Source organism: Coleofasciculus sp. E1-EBD-02 (assembly GCF_040218245.1).
In the GTDB taxonomy this organism is placed as follows: domain Bacteria; phylum Cyanobacteriota; class Cyanobacteriia; order Cyanobacteriales; family Coleofasciculaceae; genus Coleofasciculus.
The window spans coordinates 1-21,388 of record NZ_JAVJQN010000266.1; the positions used below are offsets into that span (position 1 = coordinate 1).

The following is a 21,388-nucleotide window of genomic DNA, read 5'->3' on the forward strand; positions in this document are numbered from 1 at the left end:
GCTTTTTTGAGGGTTTTTGCTGCTGTCTCGATGTCTTTGTCTGCCCAAGATCCGCCCTGAAACGTAAAGGATGCTAACCCCAGAGAGCGGGCTGATTCTACGCAGTCCTCGCCCTCAACCACGAGCGCCCATCGACCTGCATGATGCTTTAGTACCTCAGCGAGTCGATAAGCATCCCAGGAGCGATCGCCCTTCCCGATTTTCTCTACGCCATCAATGTTTCGGTGAAATGGGCGAAGGGTTTTCCAATAGCCTTTGGGCTTTTCGGGGTGGGGGTAGTCGATTCGTGTTACCCATTGGGCTTTTGAGTATGGGTATCGAGTTATCGTGCAGTTATGTTTTAAGCTCTCTAAGGGGATTTTCTCTTCCTCTGCCTCTTGTCTGACGATGTACTTTAGATCGTCTGTCGCCTCATCCCATCCCAATGGCTGCTTTTCGGGGTGCGTTACTTCTCCTGGGAGTCGGGCTAATTTGATCTTGCCTTCTGGGATTGGCGCTGGTTTGGAGAAAAGCTTAGATCGCCGTGGTGCCGGGATTACTCGCCGCGTCGGGTTCCGTGCGTCGCGTTTCACCTCGCTCCAGGGCGCGATCGCTTCCCGGATATCCTTTGGATCACAGTCGCCATTAAAGCAGTGGTAAGCGCCGTTTTTGCCTACTGCGAAGTCATTTCCATCACAGACCGGGCATAGGTACTTACCCTTTTGTTTGGTGGGGGTGAGCTTATCGAGATGGTCTAAGATGCTGAATTCCTTGATTTCCGTATTCATTATGCCACCCCCCCTGCTGTTAGGTTGAGTAGGGAGATGATTAGAATGGCTGCATCGCCCGTCACTCCTATATTTTCTTCGATCCAATCCAGGCAATCGGTGAGGTTGTGCGATCGCACAAAGCAAGACAGAGCTGGGTGTTTTGTGGTATAATTGCTACAAAATATTTTATGCATGAGGGAGTCCTCCTTGTGGTTGTGGAGGTTGCCCTTCCGTCCCGCCGTTAAAAAAATCAGACCACGCTTTGTTAAGCTAGGAATTGAATTATTTGAAAGACTTTCTGGTTGTCTTTCTTGTTCTTTTGCTGATTTTGTTGGTAACAAAATCGTTAGTGGCAGGGACGGGAGGCAACCGTTTTTATTTTTTTGCAAGAACGCTAGAGGCAGCGCTCTGATTTTCTAAGTAAATTTTCACGGCATTAGTAAGCTGCCTTGAAAGGTTTGTCCCATTTTTTCGCGATAATCCGATCAGTTCGAGATAGTCAGATTCTGGCAGTCGAAATCCTACGGGTATTTTGCTCATTTTTTCGCTCAACTATCGTATCTTGAGGCTAATGAAAGCGTTATTACTCAAAATAATCCGGTGCTTGTTTTTTTAGGCGTTTACGGTGGAGAGGGCTGCATTCACTGGCTTGCCGCGATTGAGTTTTTCCCAGTTCGGTGTAATCGGCTGGTAAGAGCAGTAACATACAACAATACGAGTGGGTGTATCGGGGGATGAGAACTGGTGAATTCTCGTTACAACCCAGTCCCCATCACGCCCGTGAGTGATTCCACCGCATTCTGGGTTATCTAGATTTGTGTACTCCCGAATGCGATCGCCTAAATTGGGGAGCTGACCGGAACTATCCCATTCCTCGCTTAGTATGTCGGTTAGACCTTCAGAGGGAAGTAGCTTTCGTTCTTCCCAACCGGGAGCGCTCATCGTCTCAGCTTTGTACACAATCCAGATTTCAGGATTAGTCATAGCGTTCATCCTCAAAAGAAGTTTGTTGACCGTAGAATACACAATCGACTTTGAGAGTCGGATCGCCTGTTGGCTTGACTCTTTTTAACTTCCACCCATACTTCCGTTCCATGTCCCTACATTTCTCCGGATCGGTTGCTGAGTGGACGTTTTCCTTTGTTGGGTCATAACTTTGGCGATCGCTCCCTTCCTCTCTCATCCTTTCCCCTTCCCTTTAGCCCCGGCGCTTAGTTCAGGCGCTGGGGTTTCTGATTGTTGGGTAAGCCACAATGCGATCGCTTGTGAGAGTCCATCACTATGGCTCACACCTTTTTTGGTACAGGCAATTTTAAAGTCTGTTGCCATCTCCCTTGGGATATGCCCACTAATCTGCTGATAGTTCGGATCGTCTCGTTTGGAAGCCACTTCTAGTAGTTCGTCTGTCTGATTTTTTATCTCTTCCATAATCTCACACGCATTTGAGAAAGTTTATATTCGTGTTTACACGAATTCACGAATACGTGTTACTCTAACAGACATAGACGCGAAACGTCGGCACTAAACCCGCAATGACTCATTGCAGACATACCGCGTCGCCTATCTTTGAGTCGCCCTCGCTGCATCGCAACGAGACTCAAAGTCAATCACAGTAATACTTTAAACCGAATTTTAGGACAATTAATCATGACCGCAATATTGACGGAACACGTCACAACTGAGGCTAAGAGAGCCATTCGCCGCCCTATCGTGGCACTGGACGCCGGGAACCGCTCAACCCAATGGATTGACCCCCGTGGGAACGTCCGAACCATCCCCTCAGTTATCAAAACTTTAGAACCGTGGGAAGAAGCTGAACCCGATGAGAACTCGGTTCTAGTCGAAACCATAGAGGTTGTAGACGGGGAACAGCGCTATTCTGAGCGATTCATTCTGGGAGCTGAGGCACAAATCCAAAAGGGCACTCCAGCTTATGAGGTAAATAAATGTGAACTGGCAAAGCGGCTGGTCTATGCAGCGTTAGAACCCATGCCGGGACAGAACACCGTGATTGTGGAATGTCTCAGGGTCGCGCTCCCAGACGCCCGGAATAAAGACAACGTGGCGTTACTCCAGCAACTAGAGGGAGTCCATGAGTTTGAGCGTAACGGTGAGCGCATCTATGCCAGCATTCGCCAAGTTCAGCCGATGGATGAAACCCGCAGTGCTTACCGCTTTGTACGGGCTAACAGTCTGCTCAAATCGCCCAAGTCAGTAAACGGCATTCTTGACTTAGGAGGTGGCACAGGCATCGGGCGGCTGTATTCCGGATCTGGTACTCTCCAGCGGCAAGCCGATGTGGTCTTACCGGGAACCTACGCACTCGCACAAAAGATTAACGCTGCTCTGATGCACGTCACCAGTGAAAGTCAGAGCTTGAGTTTAATCATGGACGCGATCGCGGACGGCTCATTCACCATCGGTACAACCGGACGGGGGTTCGCGGGAATCTTCCCCAAATGCCGTGACGCCTGGTTAGAAGATATTCGCGGCAAACTTCGCACCGCCTGGGGTTCATACCTGGCAGAACTGGGGGAAGTTCTGATCATCGGTGGTTCAGCCCCATTAGCCAAGCCCATTGAAGAGTCTACCAAGGGGCGCTTCCTCATTGCAGAAGACCCGCAAAACATCAGCGTAAGGGGGATGGTTCTGTAATGGCACAACAAGCACGAGTCGTTTTGAGGGATACCGCATTAGAGCAGGGAGAAAAGCTACTGGAGGTCACAAGATTAGGAAGTTTAACCGAATTAATCAACGTGATGTTTTCCCGGTACGGTAGTCACCTCGAACAAACCTGGGAAGTTAAAGCAGTTTCCCCAACCTATGCACAACCGGAACCATCCCCAGAGATGCCCGAACCGATAGAACCGCCCAACGATTTCACTTTCAATCAGCCCATTACAGGACTATGAGCCATGGATGATGAATTTTTGAATGATATGAACGCGATCGCTAACCGCATCCAGTCTCACGCTGACTCTGAAGATGGACGGCGCATTGCACAGATAGCACAGCACATCCTTGATCACAACTGGGATGAAGCCAACGCCTTGCTTGCCTCATGGTCGGTTAAAGATGAACGCGATTACTGGGGTGACGATAACTGGGAAGTCGTAGAAGACCCTTTTGATGGAGGTTGCAGCTATGTCAACTGAACAACTAATCAACCTAATCGATGGCTTGACGAATGAGGATGCCCTCAAAGTTGAGGCGATTATCCCACATATTGCTTCCCACGACTGGGAAAGTGCGATCGCGTTAATCGAACTTTGGTCATTGAGCGAACAACCGGAGGAATTGACCGAGGACATTAACGGAAAGGAGATGCTCAATGCATTACGCGAGGCTTTCGAGCAATGAAACAGACAGAGGTTCAGGGAGACGCGCCGACCAAAGCAATCGCCTCCCAGCCCAAACCGACAGTTAAACGATTCAGGAGTATTCACATCATGACATACACATCAATCGCCAAACCCCTAACGCATTACGTCGATAACCCTCACGCTCAGGCATTGTGCCAAAAGTACGGACTGCGGCTAGAGCGTATTCCCCAGCATGATAAATTTGCCATCCTTCAGTTGATTGGGGCGATCGGAAGTGCTTACACTGACCCCCGCTTCGACGGCGAATACAACGATGAATCGCCCTATCAATGCTCCAACGCCCACCAAGACCATTCCATCTGGCTTGATACCGATGAGGAATTTATCTGGAATGTTCTAGACAGCTTGAATCGCCGTGATTCGCTGGCACTAGCACAGTTTATCGCGATTGATTTAGTTCTGGCTTAATAGCCGTTTACTTTTGCCCCTGGTGCTGAACGCCAGGGGCATCGCTTCAACCAACACAGGAGGAACCATGAGAAACTTTGGATTTGCCAAGCATAAAAACCACATCAGTGGCGCAGCGCCGGGGACGCTGGCGGCGATGAATAATCTGTTTGGCATCAGCTTAGACGATTTTATGAAAGCAGTCTATGGCGATCACCACGCCATTCAGAAGCTTTCAGACATGGGCAGACTCTCAGAAGTCGCTCGAACCAACCTACAGCCAGCCCTCGACGCCGCACGGGTCACAATCCAGACAACGGGGGATTTAAATAAGGCGATCGCAGACCTTACCAAACAGACTCAAAAATCAGGCAAACAGGTAACATCAGCGATTTTAGACTCCCAGTTAGCTGAACGGCGATTCAATAACGAACTCACAGAAGCCAAGCAAAAGTATGGTTACGACGTGAGTGCCGAGACCACAAGGCATTTACACCAAGGAAGCCTAATTCAAATCCGGGGTGCTGTAGCTGACCTCATGGCAGTTACAAAGTACCAGACCGACGTTACCAAGGAACAGAACAAAATTCCCCTGGCGCAGCAACAAGCCGACATCGAATACGACAAAGCCGTTTCCTCTGCACTGTGGGCGTCTGGGTCGGAAGCCGACATCAGCCGCATCCCTAAACCAAACTACAACAGCAATAAAGGCTTAGGCAAGCTCTGGAAAGGCTTCAGAGATACATTCGGCATCTAAGCCAGTTTAGGGGGTCAGAGTGCATCCTGACCCTTTCGTTTTTGTTCTTGAGGCAGGTTATGGAACACAACCTTGACCAATTACTAAAAAATTTTACCGTCACATCAGGAAGCGAAACCGAGGAGACTTCAGGGACACCAGAAACTAAGGATAGCTCACGCCTCGAACAGGAAATCAGAGAAGTCTTTCAGAATAGACGCTTCTTAACTCAAACCCTATCAGCCCTTCTGGGAATAGCCACCATCCGAGGGTCAGTTCACCTCATGGCGCGGTTAGGACTGCCTGCGATCGCGACCGGGACGATGGGAGTCATTGTCGTCGCCCTGGCGTTCGGTCACGCCCTAACCAAAATTGGCATCTCCGAAGGCAGACCCAGCATTGACTCTGATTTTCTCATAGAACTGCTCAAAGCATCTGGCATAGCTGGCGCGGTTTGGTTAGCCACCGATGAGCATCGGGAAATCAGCCACCAATCCTCCACCGGTACCAAGGCTTTTGTTGAGGAGGTTAAACAGTTCGAGATTGAGCCAAACTCTCACCCCGTCTGGCTTATGCCCCTCAGTGTTTTGGGGTTGGGGTTGGTTGCGATCGCCCTTTTAACCATCGTATTCAGGAGGAACCGCCATGGCATTTTCTAAACACCAGGAACGGGCGAACACAATCCTAGTCGGGGTAATCAGCGGTCTGGGGTTGCTGACCCTCGCCACCAGTTTTCATGGCAGACAGACAGACCTGATCGAGTATTGCTTCAAACCCAACGCTTCCCCTCATTTTTGCACACCTGATAAACGTTACGTCATGCCCGTCTCAGAGTGGCAGGCATTAAAATCTGAACCCGCCAGCAACCCAAAAAGTCAAATCCCCCAGAAGGCTACCCGACTGAGAATTATCGAAGCGACTAACCCACATAAATGGGCTTGGGGATTAATCAGCGCTGGCTTGTTTGGTTCAGCCTACCTGCTCAGTAAAGCCAGAGAACGGAAGCTGCTCGAACTTCTTCCCCAGTACCGGAACGAGGTTAAGCAGTCCTGGCTACTGAACAAAATCCAATCCATTAACACTGCCCGAAAAGTCGAATATGCAGCCAACCTAGACTATCAACTCTGGCAGTTCAGCGCTGACCGCGCCGCCCGTGCCAAACAATTATCAATGCTTTCCCCTGAAGAGATAGCCATCTTCCAGGAACAGGCGCGGCTGCAAGCCCAAGCAGAAGCCCAGGCGCAGTTGAATCATACCACCGGGACGCCAACCGCCGCCCTCCCCCACGGGACACCGGGGACGATGGATGAGCAGGCACGACAGGGGAAGTTCGAGTCCGGTCATGCCTGGGTCAATAATTTTGTGAAGCAAACCGCACTGGTCTGGGGGAATCAGGGCAGCGGGAAAAGCTGGTTTGCCCGTTACCTCGCCCAGCGTAAGGTTGAGCAGGGGTACAAGGTCATCGTCCTAGACCCTGACTCCAATCCCTCCGAATGGCGTGGGGTTGAGAGCCACCACGACTGGGAGGATATCACCAGTTTCCTGCGGTGGTACGTTGACGAGTTAACCCATCGCTATTCTCAGTTTAATGGCTCGACCATGACAGAGGAAGAATGGCGGGAACAGCTCTGGCGTAACGGGGACGCGATCGCGGTTATCTGTGAAGAGGTAACAACCTGGGCGAACATCATTGATGACCAAGAGTTACTGACCAAATTTTTCCGACTGGCTCTAACCAAGTCAAGAAAACAGGAGATGCCCTGCACATTTGTCAGTCATAATAACACTCAATCAGCACTAGGAAACATCAAGGGACTGGCTAACCTAATTGGGCGGATGCTTCAGCTCCAGTTAGAGACTCAGGTTAATCCTGAAACCTTACAACCCACAGCCAGCGGAAAAGGATTAGTCAAGCTGGACGGTAACGACGAATGGATACCCGTTACCCTCCCCATAATCGACAGCAAAATCACCCAGTTTCACGCACCCAACCCAACTCAAATAGAGATACTCCATGATGAACCACAGGAGACGGTTGAGTTAAAGCTGTCTGATGAATTAGGGGAACCATTGAAGACTATTTGGCTATTCGCAAAAGAGCGGGGAGATTGGATTAAACCCCGTGATATTCAGCGCAAGGATTACGCTGTACTGAAAGGCAAGGGCAGCGAAGACATCCGCCGTTATTTAGGGTTGCTTAATGACCTGGGTTATGGGGAACTAGACGAGTCAGACGGGTCGGTCAGGTTCAAAGCATTTTAGGTTGTCGGGTACGACCTGACAAGCCTGACAGCCCTTACCCGACAACTACCCGACAGGTTGCCCGACAACTACCTGACCAACGCTTGTTATCACGCAAAAAATCAATTTATCAGTTTTATATTATGGTCAATTCAAGAGAAAAACAGTCTCAAACAGTCCCCTGTTGGCTGAGTAATAAAGATGCCGCTATCGCGCTTTCCCTAATCGATGCTGGCTTTACCTATTGTGGCAGCTTCCCAGACCTAAATGAAGACGGAACCAATAGCTGTCCTATCGAAACCTTTCACGGCTGGAAACTTGGGGTAGCTTTGGGCGAGCTTGTTCTAAGCGCTTTTTTCGATGGGGCGCTGTTCAATAAGCCCTTTGAGGCTGAAACGAGACAGGATTTTAACCGTGAGGTTGAAAGCGTAAAGCGGGTGATTGAGCAAGCGGCGAATGAGTGGGAATCATCGCACCCACAAGCCGTTCAACTTAGTCTGGCTCTTGTTTGAGTTTTGTGGGGAGTGAAACAAAATGCGTGGCTACATTTTAACTCAAACCGGGCTAGAGAAAGTCGAATACGTTATTTCGGTTGAGAACAAACTTTCCCGAATACAAATCAGTCGAGAAACTTGTCTGAACCGAGGAACCATAACGAAAGTCTTGCAGGGAGAGAAACCCGTCAACTTACAAACTATCCGCACCTTATTTGGTTCCTTTGGCATTCCACTTGATTCATCGGATTATTGGAAAGTGTCATCTACTAACAAAAAAACCATGGGCAAGAATAAAGAAGACTACGACAGGTTAATCAGTGCGGCATTAAGAATTGAGGAGTTGGCTAGCTTAGAGGAAAACGAAACCAGGAAACAGGAGCTATTAGATCAGGCACAAGACTTACGCGCTCGTGCCGCTAACCTACCCGATGACGACGATTGATATGTTGTACAGGAGCCGCCTCTAGTAGGTGGCTTCTTTCTTGCTAGCCAGCCAACGATTCTTTAATACGGGAAGAAGCATTAGTAATGAGGAATCATCAAGCCTTTCGCTTTTAAGAGGCAACAAGGCGTGGTTGTACTGTTTGACGCAAAAGAATCGACATAATCAACAATCAAGATAACTTATCACTCGCTCAAGAATCGACAGAATAGGCAGGGAATTCAACCCTATTCCATAAACTAACTTAATCATGGTTACAAAACAATGATTATGTTAATTAAGGCGGCAACAATCGGTTGTTCTTCGCGGTTTTTCAATCAATTAGCAAAGAGCAACATTTTTGAAGCTTTTCCCGTTGAGGTTTCGGAATTGTCACTATTTGAGATTGTCGAGAAACTTGCTCTTCTTCAGGTAGACTTGTTTGTGTTCAATGCTGAACTACCGTGCGGACGCGCATTTAGTCTGGTTAAGAATTTGCGTGTACGCACCTCGGCTGTTCTGATTCTTCTGGGGCAGCGCAAAAGTCGGCGTTTTGTTAGCCGCGTCTTGTCCATGTCGGACGGATACTGTCTTAATGGCGCAACACCAGAGGAAGTGCAAACCGCGTTTGTGGCTGCCCATTCCCGGAGGATTTGGGTGGCTCCAGTGACTGCCCTGTCCGTAGACACCGATATTGTTCAAATTAGCGCTCTAGATAAAGAGAAGCGACAAATGGTGAAAGCTAATCCATTGAGCAATTGCGAACTACAGATTCTAAGTCTGGTGTCCTTGGGTTATTGTAATCGTCAGATTGCTGACGAATTGTACATCAGCTCGGCAACGGTTAAAAGCCATCTGAAGAGTATCTACAATAAGCTGGCAGTGAACAACCGAGCGGCGGCTGTTGTTCAGGCTTTGCGATGCGGTGTGGAGCTTTGAACGTTAATGCCGCGCATTCGGAGTTTATGTGCAAGCCATGGGCGGGGCAGTTCATCTCAAGAAAGCTCGAGTTGAGGCTTTTTTCTTTGCCGCCGCCGTCCTACCAACTCAAGGGCGGCGGCTTTTTCAATGGCTCTAAGATCGCGATCGCACTCATAACTCACCCCGCGTTTTCGCTGAAGCCCAGGGAAGCTGTAGGCAGATCCTAGCTTATTCCCAGCGACTTTCACCCCATCTAGTTCAAAGGCGATCGCTTCCCGGAATAAACCTTTGGTGCTGAAAGTGGGATGAACCTTCACGCCCTGGCGCTGAAGTCGTCCGATTAGTTGGGTCATTGTGGGTTTGTCTTGGGAGACTTCATCTATAATATCTGCGAGGCGCTGCTTAACAGTGGGTTTGCCGCTTTCATGATGCGTTTGGCGTTGTGTAGGGGCGCGGCGATCACTCTCCTTTGTCTCAATCCCTTTTTCCTTAACTTTCTCTGCGACGCGCTCATTACTGCACGGCGTCGGCTCCAATCCAAACTCTTTCTCTAGCTGCCTTACTACCACTTCAGAACGGCGATAATCCCAGGAATCCGACACAACCGTACCGTCCATCCGAATCCTGGAAGCAATGATGTGTATGTGTTCGTGGTCGGTATCTTGGTGGCGTGCGATCGCGTATTGGCTATTGTGCAATCCATCCCCCAGGAACTTCATTTCCTTGAGCCAGCGCTGGGCGATATCCACGTACTGCTCATCAGTAAGATGCTCATGGTATCCCCCCTTTGAATGGTTGGTATCGCGGTGAGGAATCGACAAAACAATGTGACCACAGGCTCTTTTCAGGTTAGGTCTTAGCCTTCGAGCCGCCCCGAATTCCTTCGCTAGCTGTGTGGGTGTTTTCCCACCCATGTTACTATCCAACAGTTTGGCTTTTTCCTTCTCTAGCACGTATTTGAGAGTGGTGCGGAAGCTTTTATTTTTCATCTGTTTCGCAATCACCCTCATCCTCCCCCTCGTCGGATACTCCACACTCCAAGAGCTGCATCTGGGTTTCTTTAATCTGGCTGGTTAGCCCTACCACTAAATTTTCCAATTGGTCAGCATCCAAATTAACGTTTCTCCCTGACTTGACTGTCGCGTTTACCCCCTTAACCAACTGATTCAAATTAACGCCTATGGCATTTAATTCTTCATAGAGTTTCCAGTTGAGCTGTGGCGGTGGTGGTGCTTCAACAACTTTCCGCCTCAAAGCTGCCCTTCTGATCAATTCGGACACAGAAATTCGCGCCTGATAAGCCTTATTTTTTAGCTGTTCATATTCATCAACAGCAAAACGAACTGGGTGTGTAATTTTCCTTGGAACTCCATCGCTCCGTTTTGTCTTAGCACCGCCCATAAAAACCAACCTTTGTAGAAAACCGCTCAATTAGCCCCCCGCAGGGGCAAGCCGTCGCCGTGCCGCAGGAGCGGGTGATGCGTACAACGCAGAAAGGCGACATGGCTTGCGTTGAGTCAAATTTGGGAGGCATATCCTCTATTGTAACTGAAGAGAAAATCGGCGGATGTAGGGAGAAATGAGGAAAAAAGTAGGGACACATGAGGGGAGTTTTCCCAAAAATAAATGGGTCGAAAAATGGCACGGTTTTTATTGAGGGGATAGCGAGGATTTACGAGGGTGTTCTAAGGAGCTAGTTAGGATTTATGAGGGATTTATGAGAAAGTTATGAGGGATAAAAATCTATTTTTTTATGAAATGAACCGTTGTGAACGGAATCGAAAAAACTGGGTAAGAGTAGTGGAGAAGTGCGCTCGCTTCTGTGCCAGCGTGCGATTTTTACGTAAAAATCGATCAGTAGACAGCCAGCCATTTCGCTATTATTGGATTTGAACAGGCGCGGCAAGATTCCCGACGCCAGTGGAGTGGCAGCCGCGCCTATAATCAAGAGGCAGCGAAGGAATTTTATTATTTGGCGCGTGCTGCTACCGGGAATCGCAAGACGCGCCGGGGTAGGGGGCGAAGTGGAAATGATGGAGCCGGAAGCCAGCCATTCCAGCTAGAAGCGATAGCTTTGGAGAGGAACCGAGGGGCATGAAGAATGAATGACCTGAATGACCTCCAAGCTTAGCGACGGCTCTAGCCACCGCCGTGAGAAGGGGGCTGGAGAGCTAGGAATGGCTAGGCTTTCTGGCGACGGAATTGCAGCGTAGCACCCGGTCGCGGGAGGGGTAAGGAACCACCGAAACAGCGAAGCCGCTTAAACCCGCGAACCCCCCAGAGAATAAGAGAAAGAATAAAATCTGCTTATGGAGAATGGAGGCGATCGCCTAAAATCTCGATAAAAACTTTTTATAACTGTCGGGGCGTGCAAATGGTCAGTTACTTACTCCCTAGCGACAAAATCATCACAGGGTATCTGCCAATCCTCCAATCCCATCGGGTAAATGGCGCATAGGAAACCTTGGCGAGTAGCACACCCAGAAGCACACCTAAGACATCGCTGCTGCTGTGCCTTGCGTTTACTTCTTGCCTCCAGATACCGTTCATGACCTTGCGCGATCGCCTCTTTATTCGCTGAGAAGATCGCCACATACCTGTCCCTCTCATCAAGCCACTGGCTATATTCTTCAGCATGGTCAGCCAAAAAACGCTCAACGCGCTGCCGGGAATACAACTGCATCGGCGTCCAGCTTTTATGATGGGGGTTCTCCCGGATGAGGTCGGGTTCACCCAATCGGGCTATCCAAGACTTTGACAGTAAATAACGATCGCGCAGCGTCCCCTTGGTCAGAAAGTTATCAGGAGCCTCCCAATCACAATCATCGGCGTGATAAAGCCAAACTGTCTTCCACTCTTCTCGCCAGATTCGATAGAAGCCACGAGGCTGGGCATCGTCGCGGGGGACAAGGTTTTCCTTCTTGAGCTGCGATCGCGTTTTTAGTTCGGGGGCTGTCCCGTACTCACGGTAAGGTGGTAGAGATTCATCATCAATGGGGCATTCTTCCCAACGGTAAAGAAACAGCCAGTCTCCCTCGTGCCGGATACAACCGTGGGGTTTGTCCCCTGGTTTCCGATTATATCGGTAGAGCTGATTGGGCGTCTTGAGGTCTTTGGGGCGATTATTCCAGGTGTAAATGGGGGGTAGTTCTGGGTCGATGGTCTCTACATCAGATGAGTCAAAAAGCCACACCCAATCTTTACTCCGTTTAAAACATCCGATCGCGTTCCCTTTGGGCTTGAGGTTTTGGGCGGCTAACTGTTCAGCTTCAATTAGGTGATTGGGTAGGTGATTAGGATTGTCATACCAAACTACTCCTGGACATTTTGCTCGTGGCTTTTTCTTCCATTGCTGCTGGCACAGTTCACACATCCACCCAGCCGAGAGCTTTTTAAGCTTGTGGTTAGTCATTGGTCTTGGGAAGAGAGTTCATCGATCATCATGTTCAATGCTTTAACCGCTGCCTTGTACCCCGGTGCCTGCTTGCCAAGTTTGAGCCGCAATAGAACGCTATCGCGTATCGGATCAAGTTCGGATTGACTCAAGCTATCCGTCTCAACTTTCCCGGCTGTTGTTCCTCCAGTTTGTCTAGACGCGCCTCAATCTCATCTAGACGCTCTAATTTGGCTTTGATCTCTTCTATCTCACTGGCATCGGGTAAAGGCGCGGGAACTCCCCCATCGCCTAAGTAAGAATCGATAAAGCCGATTAACACCTCAGAGGCAGAAGCCCCACTTTGTCTGGCTTTGCGCTTAAAGGCATCCCACTTATCGGCATCAATACGGAAGGTTGCCAATTGGCTTTTAGCTTCACTCATCTGTCTATACTCTTCTAGCTTATATAGACAACATACCACAGATTATATACTATCTAGCCTTTATAGAAAAATAAATATAGATTGTATTGACAAAACCATCTATTTCATCTATATTGTATAGATTAACGAAGGCAGTGCCTCAGCGACCAAACCTAAGCACTGCCCTTAAAAACCCATTAAAAGGATTGAATCTCTATGATATTCCAAACCGAGATAGTCTCATTAGACTTCGAGCTTGAAAAACTACAAGCCTTGATTAAAGCCAAGCGCCAGGAACGGGAACGGCTGGAGGCACAGGACAAGCAAGCCACAAACACACTGGCACAGTTGGCAGACTTGGTGAAAGACTTGCATGATCGCCCTGGCTTGATCACATCCCTCAAGACCAAGACGATGGAACTGTTCAACAGCGAGTTAACCGGACAGGCTTACGAAAGAAGCACCCCAAGAGCGTGTCTCATCGAGGATGCCCCGCTCTCCGGTCAAGCCTGCCAGCTTTCTGAACCGTGGGACTTTGACTGGGAGCTTGAGGATTTGAACGGGCAAGCCTGGGAAATCGCCACGCCCATCGCCTGTCAGCTTACAGATCGCCCTCTCCACAATCCGCCTGAACCCGCGCCTCAGTCATGCTTTGAGCTAAAACCCTCAAATAACAATGCTATCAGCTACTTCATCAAAGAATCTGGTGAACTGGGCTGTGTTTACATCGGTGGGAACAATAAAGCACGGTTGAAAGGCTGGGCTTACTGGTTGCTGCGCGAGGGCTACACTCAGAAAATTGTTGGCTCACGGGTAGCCAAACGAATGACCGGATGGAAGCACGAACTGAAACTGAAACCGATGGCTAGCGATCGCATTATCTCCCTCGCGGCTATCTACCAGGAAAACAAACACGCGCCAATTTCCGACAAGCCCTCAAAACCCCCTTTTGTTGAACCCTTGCATCCTATCCACAAATGGCAGCGAGGGGATAAAGTTGTTCGCCTCCTGACGCCCAGTGAGACTTGGGAACTTACCACGGAACCGGGGGTTGATGGTAAAGCCTTTGCCGTAAGCTTATCAGATGGACGCCGAGATTTGATTCCCATAGCTGACTGCCAACTGATTGAATCAGCAAAAGAACGCCAGCCAAACCGACCACACCAAGCTGATAAAGTATTGACCGGTAAAGACGCGGGAGAATTGCTCCGACGAGTATCTTAAGACTTCTTATAGGGTAGGCTCTAAGAAATCGGAGACAATAGCCCTCAGTCCAAATCCGATAACCTCACCCTATCACATCCGTTTTGTTACAACACGACATTTAACTCACCAAAAGCGCTTCGTTCTGGCGTATGGTGGTCTGAGCATAATGACCTGTTATGTATCAGAGACTACAAAAAATTACCCAAGTGTGTGTTAAAGCACACAGGGGTTAGTGTTGTTAAATTGGGTAGGAACTAATGAATGGTAGATTATCACAAGACCCTGATGATTTTGATGGGGAATGGGCTGAAATTAGCGGAGAGTTGGCTTCTGTTGAACGTATTGAGGATATTTCTTTGCTTGTGCAGTGCGCTACCGATACTGAACTGATTGAACTCTGGCTATTTACTAACAAATCGAAAAATAGCCGCGATGCTTACCGCCGCGATATCGCTTACTTCCTGGCTTTTGTGAAGGACAAGCCAATAGAGCTTCTTCGACTTGGTGACTTGGTAAATTATAAGGAAGCGTTGGAGGGTGCTTGCCGACTATCCCAGCGGACTGTGGCGCGGCGGTTACTGGCGGTTAAGTCTCTCCTGACTTTTGCTTATGATACTCGCTATATTCGGAATAATGTGGGAAGCCTGTTAAAGGTTTCGATGCCTTCTCAGGATATTACCCAGCACAATCTTGAAGAGCATCAGGTATTGGCGCTGATTGAGGCGGCTTCTAATGAGCGCGATCGCTTGCTGGTAAGATTACTTTACTTTACGGGATGCCGCGTGTCTGAGCTTATCAGTGTGCGGTGGTCGCAGGTACTCGACTATGACACAGGTAGCGGAATCATCCGGGTCATCGGTAAGGGGAATAAAGAAAGGAATGTTCTGCTGTCGGGTTCGATTTGGTCTGAACTGTTGGCATGGCGTGAAGGGAAGTCAGATGATGACTGGGTGTTTAAAGGTCGCGGCGGGCATCTTCGCCGAGGAGCTGTGAATCGGATTATTGATCAGCTTACTATGAAGGCTGGTATTAAGTTAGATGTTAGTCCGCATTGGCTGCGACACGCCCATGTGAGTCATGCTCTGGACAGGGGAGCGCCTGTGCATTTAGTCCAGGCGAATGTGGGGCATTCTGATATCCGCACGACTCAGATGTATTGTCATGCTCGACCTACTGAGGGGAGTAGTCAGTATCTGCCCGATTTTTAGCGATCGCTCTTTTTAACGCCTGGTCGTTTAACCACCACAATCACTCTATCCCTATAAACAAATTTCTTCAGTAAGCTGGTCGGGTGAAATAAGGCGTGGTTCCGGCGGAATTCGCTCGGACTGGGCGAAAATTTTTTATTTCACTACGTCATATATTGGAATCGGAAAAAAAATTTTTTCCGCTCCTATTTTCTACCTCACCGGAAAAATTACTTGATAATCTTTACTAACTGCTCACAGTGAAAGTTGGGCTTGTTGACTCTTAACGCCTCCCATTGAAACGCGGGGGTGAGCGCCTCACCCGCTCCTTTTAGACGAAAAGCATCCAAGGAGAGCCAACTATCGAAAGCTACTAAAGACCAGGTAATCTAGTAATTAGAGAGGAGCTTACGCTATGATTCAAGCCAAGCCGAGATTTTCAACCTTTGAAGAATATTTGTCCTATGACGATGGGACGGATAAACGCTATGAACTATTAAATGGAGAGTTGATTGAATTGCCCCCAGAGTCAGGTGAGAATATCTCCATCCTTGGTTTTCTTTATCTCCAACTCGCTCCGCTTATGGGACATCGAAGAGTGCGATGGGGATTAGAGCTTGAAGTTAGGGGAGAACCTAAAAATCGCTACCCTGACCTTACCGTCATTCGGGAAGAGCATATCCAACAGTTACGACCACGCAACACAATCAGGCTCTCAATGCAACCGCCTCTGGTGGTCATTGAAGCGGTTAGCCCTGGTCTCAGCAATAGAGAGAGGGACTACATCGATAAACGGAAACAGTATCAAGACCGGGGCATTCCTGAATACTGGCTGATTGACCCAGCTCGAGCTACCGTTACTGTTTTGGAACTTGTGGACGGAATCTATCGGGAGTTGGGTGTTTTTCGTGGGGAAGACCTAATTCAGTCTTCTGTAATACAGGAGCTGAATTTGACTGCACAACAGCTACTTCAAGCAGGAGGAGCTTAGCTTCTTAACCCTTATTGTAAATACTCATCTAACTTCCACTTTTGATCAGTGCATAATGTATTTACTGAGGCTAAAAATACTCCGGTGAAATAGCTACGAAAATCAACCTTGGTTTGTTCATCCGAAAATTCAAGTGATCGCTCCCATGCCCTGCGAGTGATTTGTTCAGGGGATGCACCTAGTTCTAATGCGGTGCATACCAAACGCCCGTCATCAGCCTTCCCCCAGTCTGCAATTAGCGACATTAAACGATTATCAGGTTCGTCTCGCATTACTGTGTTTAAAATTTGCAAGAAATACTCTTCCGATGGTGTAATCGCCCTTGGTCTTGCCTGTTGCGCTTTTGCGGCTAATGGAGTGGCGACGACCGTAACCACCGCGATGCTTGCTGCCAGACGAGTAATGAATTTCATCAGAGAGTCCCACTAAGGCTTTACAGTTCTTTATCCAGTCTGCCCTCTCTACGAGTAGAGGATTTAGCGATCATAAACTCTTTACATGAACTTTACTAAACCCTTGTAATACGGGCATTTGATGCGATTTTGATTAAACGATATGAATCAGTATGACATCCGCTAAATAACTCAAAAGGCTAGGCAGATAGTCTTGTTATACCTGAGTAAAAATCTCTGAGAATTCCTGTTTTTACAGTCGGTTTCTTTGGAATTGGGCAGCTTGTGTGGTAGCTCGTCCAAAATCTGGAACTCTTCACTCAGTATGAGAAAGCTACCACTCGCGGTCTAATATTACGTCTCTAGCTCAGTCCAAGTTATTCAATTTAGACTGGTCTGGATTGGAGACAGGAGTCTCGACCCCATTAATATTCCGAGTATGATAGTTCGGATATTTCCCCCGGTTTATCTCATTAACGAATTGTTTGCGGGTCATATCCTCACCAGTATAGTTATCATGAAATTTTTTATTTCTCCCTGTTTGAGTTTCTTGGGTAACCTTGATTCTTTTTCTTGCCATGTTTGCATTCCTCCGTTTTAGTACAAAAATACTATATTACAGAATAACTCATTCAATCCGGTTAAACAAGTATCTATTCCACTCCTACGGTGAAATCTGTTAACTTAAGCCGGAGAGTCACCCCTCCGAGGGCGAGTTAACTGCCTTGCGAGGTTTTCTGAGGTTTTGAGAATGCTCTAAAATTTGAAGTTTAGCTTTTTGTTTATGAAAAATTTGCCAAGCCTTAACAAGAACCGTATCTTCAAACTCAGAACGTCCTGCTTTTTTGGCTGAGTTGTAGCTAACTTTAGTTACATCAATTTTGTTGATTTGAATGAACTCCTCGACAATTTGAACGAATGGAATTACGTGATCTACGTCAAATGCAGTTGCTGTGTTAAGTTGGGAAAATTTTTTTTGCTTGAATTCGATAATCTGATCTTTGACCGCCTCTCGGCACGCTGAATAGAACTTGGCTTTTGGGGTTGACCTCGAAATGCATTCCCGGTAACTAAAGTCAATACAAGTACCGTCTTGACGAATTACCCAAAAGCACTTGTAAGCGTTGCGCGTATTTCCCCATTCTTGGGGTATGTCAACCTTAATGCTATTTATTCCACACCCAATTTTTTTGCTGGCTTCTGGATGTCTCTCTAAAAGTAAGCTGATCAATTTAAAGTCTTGCTGGTCAAGGCATTGTCCCGGACAATATTTGTTAAGAATACTCCTTACGTTATCCATCAGAGACTTCTTGGATGGAAAGTCATAATCACCGATAGTTATGGGGTTAGCCATCTATTGTTACCTCGTAAAAAGATTTGTGCTCCAAATCGAGAGTTCCATTAATACCCCGACGCGATCGCGAAAAATTCGGTTGGTGAAACCCTTGCTAAACAAGTGTTTCGAGTTAGATTGTACTTCCTGACAGCTTCGCTATATCTACCCCTTGTCAGCGATCGCACCCCCTAAAATCCCTCGATCAATTCCCAATCATCTGGCGAATAAACGGGAATTAACTGCCCAGTCTTCTCAATCAGAAATCGCCAGAAAGTTTGGATTGGAGGAAAAGGCTCATCAATCATCATCCCCTCTATCTTTTCAATCCTGGGCTGAAGCCAAGTCCCACCAATTTGGTTGATGGAATATTGCTTACCGATGGGAGTATCGGTTGGCATCGCTTTGAGAGTCTCCAGGAGTTCGAGCAGTTGCTCATCACTGAGAAGCTGCCGCGATCGCACTCCATACTTTGCGTTCAGCCAGGTTCGCTTTTGATCTTCCGTCCACCCCAACCGAGTGAATTCAGTATCGGTTACTAAAATTACGTCATCATAAGATGTCGGTGCCGGTTCGGTTGGTTCGACTGGTTCGGTTTTGGGGTTAACCGTTCGAGGCGGTGCTGGGGGCTTGGGCTGCGGCTCGGCTTTATCCGGCAGGGGAGATTCGAGGTCGGTGGTCAGCCAATCAGGGTAGCATTCCATCTCCCGCAGGTCTTTCCTCAGATCATAATCATCAAACCTGACAACCAGGTTTTGCTCTTGGCTCCTGATAACGATTCCCTGCTTTTTGTGCCGGACGCTGCCAGGGAGATTCAGGCGAACTTTTGTCCCGATCGCGAGTTTAACTGTCGGAGTCGCATCCGCGATCGCATTTTCCCCGCTGGTGTTTTGGTCGGGTGCGATCGCATCTTCCGACCCAGTTTGCTCAGTTTCCGACCCAGTTACCGACTCAGTTACCGACCCAGAAAACGTTGATATTTGGTCATCCCGACCCACCCGACCCAAAGTTTGGGGGGTATCGCTTTTTAGAGATTTGGGGGGATTGCCAAAATCCGAAAAATTTTCTTCTGCAATTAGAGCATTTTGATTTTCAGCGCTGGGGTGAGAAAACTGGGTCGGGTGGGTCGGAACCCCTGATTTTTCGTTGTTTATTGGGTCGGGGGTTGGGTCGGGGTTGGGTCGGGGTATGGTCGGAACTGGGTCGGGTGGTGGCTCACCTCCTGGGGGCGGTGAATCAGGTGGCGTTGAATTGAACCCTAGACCTTTTAACGCCGCGTGCCGACTCTTACCGTCTGGGCTAGGGACAACGACCCGTTTTGCCTTGGGGAAGAGTTTTTGGAATCGTCCTAGAACCTGGTTAGCTCCCTTGACGTTTCGGTCATAGGGGGAAGCTTGTTCCATCCAGACAGCTTTTTGCTTACCTGTGGTGGATTCTTCGTAGGTCAGAGTTCCGTTATCGAGATACCACTGCTCTAATATTCCCCAGATTTCCCGAGCCGTTAGCGTACTATTAGGGTTGTAGCCCAGACCTGTATCCTGGGCGAACTGGAACAGATGGGAGTTCTCAGCCTGGATATCCTCTAAAGCCTTCTGAGTACACGAGTAATCGATTCCCTCACTCATCAACCGTCGTAGGGCGTCCAGGACGCGGTTGAGAAACGCTGGCAGGACTTCATAAGAGAGAAAGTCGGGGTCATACTTGAACCGTGGATCGGCTTCCACTTCACCCAGCTCGGGGTTAGCGCCTATCTTGAAAGTCTTATTGAAAGTCAGAACCGCATACCTCGACGCGATCGCCTCCAAAGTCCCCTGGAGCTTGGGCGTATCATTCGCGTTGAACAGAGCAATCCCCGTCGGTGTGAATTCGTCCTCATCCCGTCCCTTGGCTTCAGCGCTTAACGGGTCGCCAGTGATGAAGGCTTTAAGACTTTGGATTTTATCGAGTCGAGTTGTGTTGGCGTTTTCTGATGCCCAGTTCACCCGCGAGTGGCGTAAACGAGCCAGGGGGAATTTGCGCCCGTTATCGTAACTGGCAAAGTCTGAAAGGGTACATGAGGTTAATCCAGTTCGACCATACATCAGGCTGACGGCTTCGCGAAGGGTGTCCTTCCCGTTTGCCCCGTGTCCTTTCATGATTAACCCTCTCACTGTTCGCCCCTTGAATTTGCGAACTGTGGCAAGGTCTAGGGATGCGCCAACGGTCTTGAGGAAAATATCACGAGGGAGTGGGTCGAGCGCTTCAAGCATACGTGAGCAAGCTGACCCATTGGCATCTGGATCGTATTTGATCAGGGGTTCATAAGTGTAGTAGAGAGCTGGGTCATGTGGGATTAATTTCCAGCTTGGTTTACCGCCTTCCCAGTCAATCTGTAGAACACCATTGGTGCAGTTTAACCCGGACGGATTGATCAGTTTAGGGCTAACCCAAAAACTTATTTTGACCCAAGAGAGCGCCTCCCGAACGCAGCTCGGCTTCGCGTAAGGATAGGTTCGCTTGCCTTTTTTGTCGTATTCCGGGTAGGTGTTAGCCCATTTTCTCAGCCTGTTCAGCTCATTCCCATCCTCTACATACTCGTAAAAAGTCCCAGTCCAGCAATACAATTTATTATTGACGCAGATCCAAGGTTTGTCGCCGTATAAAGCATCTAGTGTGAATTGCAGGAATGTCTGTTTGGGATTTAAGGAATCGGGAATATCAACCCCGTCATCCCATTCCTCTGAGGCTCCCTTGGCATCGGTAGACTGTTCTTCCCTGGCAGTGTCAGCCGCAGTATTAAATTGTTCTTCCAGCCGCCTGATAAATTTTTCCTTGTCCCAGCCTTGTTCCATGCCCCATTTCAGCCAATCGCTAATATCCCCATGATCAGGTATATCGGACCAAACGTCACGGGGGTCGATTAACAAAAATGGGACTCCGATTTTTGCACAGACCTCTTGGAGTTTCTTGGCTTTTTTGAACCCTGCATCGTCGTTATCAGGGAGATAGGCGATGCCCCCCGCTTTGGCTTTTTTGAGGGTTTTTGCTGCTGTCTCGATGTCTTTGTCTGCCCAAGATCCGCCCTGAAACGTAAAGGATGCTAACCCCAGAGAGCGGGCTGATTCTACGCAGTCCTCGCCCTCAACCACGAGCGCCCATCGACCTGCA

At 48.5% G+C, this 21,388-nt stretch carries 27 protein-coding genes and 1 pseudogene; 14 read left to right on the forward strand and 14 right to left on the reverse strand.

The features are described 5' to 3' along the window. From RIC07_RS38255 to RIC07_RS38275, 5 genes and pseudogenes are all read right to left on the reverse strand, one after another. Nucleotides 1–767 (reverse strand): annotated as a pseudogene (locus RIC07_RS38255) (hypothetical protein); the annotation flags it as partial. After that, nucleotides 767–943 (reverse strand): hypothetical protein, encoded by a 177-nt coding sequence (locus tag RIC07_RS38260; protein WP_446399078.1) that lies wholly within the window; start codon nt 941–943, stop codon nt 767–769. The pseudogene RIC07_RS38255 and the gene RIC07_RS38260, both read right to left, overlap by 1 nt. A 418-nt stretch (nt 944–1,361) precedes the next feature. Next, nucleotides 1,362–1,733, reverse strand: coding sequence for a hypothetical protein (locus RIC07_RS38265; RefSeq protein WP_446399079.1), 372 nt, complete (start codon nt 1,731–1,733; stop codon nt 1,362–1,364). After that, nucleotides 1,726–1,932, reverse strand: a complete 207-nt coding sequence (locus RIC07_RS38270) for a hypothetical protein (RefSeq protein WP_446399080.1) — start codon at nt 1,930–1,932, stop codon at nt 1,726–1,728. Before RIC07_RS38270 ends, RIC07_RS38265 begins: the two co-directional genes overlap by 8 nt. Then, nucleotides 1,929–2,177 (reverse strand): hypothetical protein, encoded by a 249-nt coding sequence (locus tag RIC07_RS38275; protein WP_446399081.1) that lies wholly within the window; start codon nt 2,175–2,177, stop codon nt 1,929–1,931. The genes RIC07_RS38270 and RIC07_RS38275 overlap by 4 nt, the downstream gene beginning before the upstream one ends. Nucleotides 2,178–2,396: 219 nt before the next feature. Between RIC07_RS38275 and RIC07_RS38280 the strand changes: the two genes are divergently transcribed. The 11 genes from RIC07_RS38280 (at nt 2,397) to RIC07_RS38330 (ending at nt 9,353) form a co-directional block, all read left to right on the forward strand. Next, a complete protein-coding gene (locus tag RIC07_RS38280) occupies nt 2,397–3,404 on the forward strand; it encodes a ParM/StbA family protein (protein WP_446399082.1) in 1,008 nt (335 codons plus the stop codon). Then, the gene (locus RIC07_RS38285; protein WP_446399083.1) at nt 3,404–3,661 is read left to right on the forward strand and encodes a hypothetical protein; all 258 of its coding nucleotides are present in this window, start codon (nt 3,404–3,406) and stop codon (nt 3,659–3,661) included. The genes RIC07_RS38280 and RIC07_RS38285 overlap by 1 nt, the downstream gene beginning before the upstream one ends. Before the next feature lie 3 nt (nt 3,662–3,664). Beyond that, on the forward strand, nt 3,665–3,904 hold the full coding sequence (locus tag RIC07_RS38290; protein ID WP_446399084.1) for a hypothetical protein: 240 nt from the start codon (nt 3,665–3,667) through the stop codon (nt 3,902–3,904). Next, the gene (locus tag RIC07_RS38295; protein WP_446399085.1) at nt 3,894–4,109 is read left to right on the forward strand and encodes a hypothetical protein; all 216 of its coding nucleotides are present in this window, start codon (nt 3,894–3,896) and stop codon (nt 4,107–4,109) included. The genes RIC07_RS38290 and RIC07_RS38295 overlap by 11 nt, the downstream gene beginning before the upstream one ends. 89 nt (nt 4,110–4,198) lie before the next feature. Continuing rightward, nucleotides 4,199–4,540: a hypothetical protein gene (locus RIC07_RS38300; RefSeq protein ID WP_446399086.1), complete on the forward strand. Its 342-nt coding sequence runs from the start codon at nt 4,199–4,201 to the stop codon at nt 4,538–4,540. Nucleotides 4,541–4,607: 67 nt separating this feature from the next. Further along, the gene (locus tag RIC07_RS38305; protein WP_446399087.1) at nt 4,608–5,276 is read left to right on the forward strand and encodes a hypothetical protein; all 669 of its coding nucleotides are present in this window, start codon (nt 4,608–4,610) and stop codon (nt 5,274–5,276) included. Between the two features lie 59 nt (nt 5,277–5,335). After that, nucleotides 5,336–5,914 carry a hypothetical protein gene (locus RIC07_RS38310; protein WP_446399088.1) on the forward strand — a complete coding sequence of 193 codons (579 nt, stop codon included), beginning with the start codon at nt 5,336–5,338 and terminating at the stop codon, nt 5,912–5,914. Then, nucleotides 5,901–7,517: a helicase HerA domain-containing protein gene (locus tag RIC07_RS38315; protein WP_446399089.1), complete on the forward strand. Its 1,617-nt coding sequence runs from the start codon at nt 5,901–5,903 to the stop codon at nt 7,515–7,517. Before RIC07_RS38310 ends, RIC07_RS38315 begins: the two co-directional genes overlap by 14 nt. A gap of 122 nt (nt 7,518–7,639) precedes the next feature. After that, the gene (locus tag RIC07_RS38320) at nt 7,640–8,008 is read left to right on the forward strand and encodes a hypothetical protein (protein WP_446399090.1); all 369 of its coding nucleotides are present in this window, start codon (nt 7,640–7,642) and stop codon (nt 8,006–8,008) included. 22 nt (nt 8,009–8,030) lie between these two features. Continuing rightward, nucleotides 8,031–8,435, forward strand: a complete 405-nt coding sequence (locus RIC07_RS38325; RefSeq protein WP_446399091.1) for a hypothetical protein — start codon at nt 8,031–8,033, stop codon at nt 8,433–8,435. 264 nt (nt 8,436–8,699) lie between these two features. After that, nucleotides 8,700–9,353: a response regulator transcription factor gene (locus tag RIC07_RS38330; protein ID WP_446399092.1), complete on the forward strand. Its 654-nt coding sequence runs from the start codon at nt 8,700–8,702 to the stop codon at nt 9,351–9,353. Between the two features lie 56 nt (nt 9,354–9,409). Here RIC07_RS38330 and RIC07_RS38335 read toward each other — a convergent pair whose 3' ends face one another. The 5 genes from RIC07_RS38335 to RIC07_RS38355 form a co-directional block, all read right to left on the reverse strand. Further along, nucleotides 9,410–10,324 (reverse strand): relaxase/mobilization nuclease domain-containing protein, encoded by a 915-nt coding sequence (locus RIC07_RS38335; RefSeq protein WP_446399093.1) that lies wholly within the window; start codon nt 10,322–10,324, stop codon nt 9,410–9,412. Next, on the reverse strand, nt 10,314–10,736 hold the full coding sequence (locus RIC07_RS38340; protein WP_446399094.1) for a plasmid mobilization protein: 423 nt from the start codon (nt 10,734–10,736) through the stop codon (nt 10,314–10,316). Before RIC07_RS38340 ends, RIC07_RS38335 begins: the two co-directional genes overlap by 11 nt. Nucleotides 10,737–11,721: 985 nt before the next feature. Then, nucleotides 11,722–12,747, reverse strand: coding sequence for a hypothetical protein (locus RIC07_RS38345; RefSeq protein WP_446399095.1), 1,026 nt, complete (start codon nt 12,745–12,747; stop codon nt 11,722–11,724). Further along, nucleotides 12,744–12,881, reverse strand: coding sequence for a hypothetical protein (locus RIC07_RS38350; RefSeq protein ID WP_446399096.1), 138 nt, complete (start codon nt 12,879–12,881; stop codon nt 12,744–12,746). Before RIC07_RS38350 ends, RIC07_RS38345 begins: the two co-directional genes overlap by 4 nt. Continuing rightward, a complete protein-coding gene (locus RIC07_RS38355) occupies nt 12,878–13,153 on the reverse strand; it encodes a hypothetical protein (protein WP_446399097.1) in 276 nt (91 codons plus the stop codon). Before RIC07_RS38355 ends, RIC07_RS38350 begins: the two co-directional genes overlap by 4 nt. A gap of 195 nt (nt 13,154–13,348) precedes the next feature. Here RIC07_RS38355 and RIC07_RS38360 point away from each other — a divergent pair, with 195 nt between their 5' ends. The 3 genes from RIC07_RS38360 to RIC07_RS38370 all read left to right on the forward strand — a co-directional run bounded on the left by RIC07_RS38360 (nt 13,349) and on the right by RIC07_RS38370 (nt 16,516). Continuing rightward, nucleotides 13,349–14,356: a hypothetical protein gene (locus RIC07_RS38360; RefSeq protein WP_446399098.1), complete on the forward strand. Its 1,008-nt coding sequence runs from the start codon at nt 13,349–13,351 to the stop codon at nt 14,354–14,356. A gap of 239 nt (nt 14,357–14,595) precedes the next feature. Beyond that, nucleotides 14,596–15,546: a tyrosine-type recombinase/integrase gene (locus RIC07_RS38365; protein WP_446399099.1), complete on the forward strand. Its 951-nt coding sequence runs from the start codon at nt 14,596–14,598 to the stop codon at nt 15,544–15,546. A gap of 394 nt (nt 15,547–15,940) precedes the next feature. Beyond that, nucleotides 15,941–16,516 (forward strand): Uma2 family endonuclease, encoded by a 576-nt coding sequence (locus RIC07_RS38370; protein ID WP_446399100.1) that lies wholly within the window; start codon nt 15,941–15,943, stop codon nt 16,514–16,516. Between the two features lie 11 nt (nt 16,517–16,527). On the opposite strand, the gene RIC07_RS38375 is transcribed toward RIC07_RS38370, so the two are convergent. The 4 genes from RIC07_RS38375 to RIC07_RS38390 form a co-directional block, all read right to left on the reverse strand. Continuing rightward, entirely contained in the window at nt 16,528–16,929 is a 402-nt protein-coding gene (locus RIC07_RS38375; RefSeq protein WP_446399101.1) for a hypothetical protein, read from the reverse strand. Between the two features lie 346 nt (nt 16,930–17,275). Further along, a complete protein-coding gene (locus RIC07_RS38380; protein ID WP_446399102.1) occupies nt 17,276–17,488 on the reverse strand; it encodes a hypothetical protein in 213 nt (70 codons plus the stop codon). Between the two features lie 117 nt (nt 17,489–17,605). Further along, on the reverse strand, nt 17,606–18,262 hold the full coding sequence (locus RIC07_RS38385; RefSeq protein WP_446399103.1) for a DCL family protein: 657 nt from the start codon (nt 18,260–18,262) through the stop codon (nt 17,606–17,608). Between the two features lie 170 nt (nt 18,263–18,432). Next, on the reverse strand, nt 18,433–21,388 hold a 2,956-nt coding region (locus RIC07_RS38390), incomplete at its 5' end, for a DUF5906 domain-containing protein (RefSeq protein ID WP_446399104.1).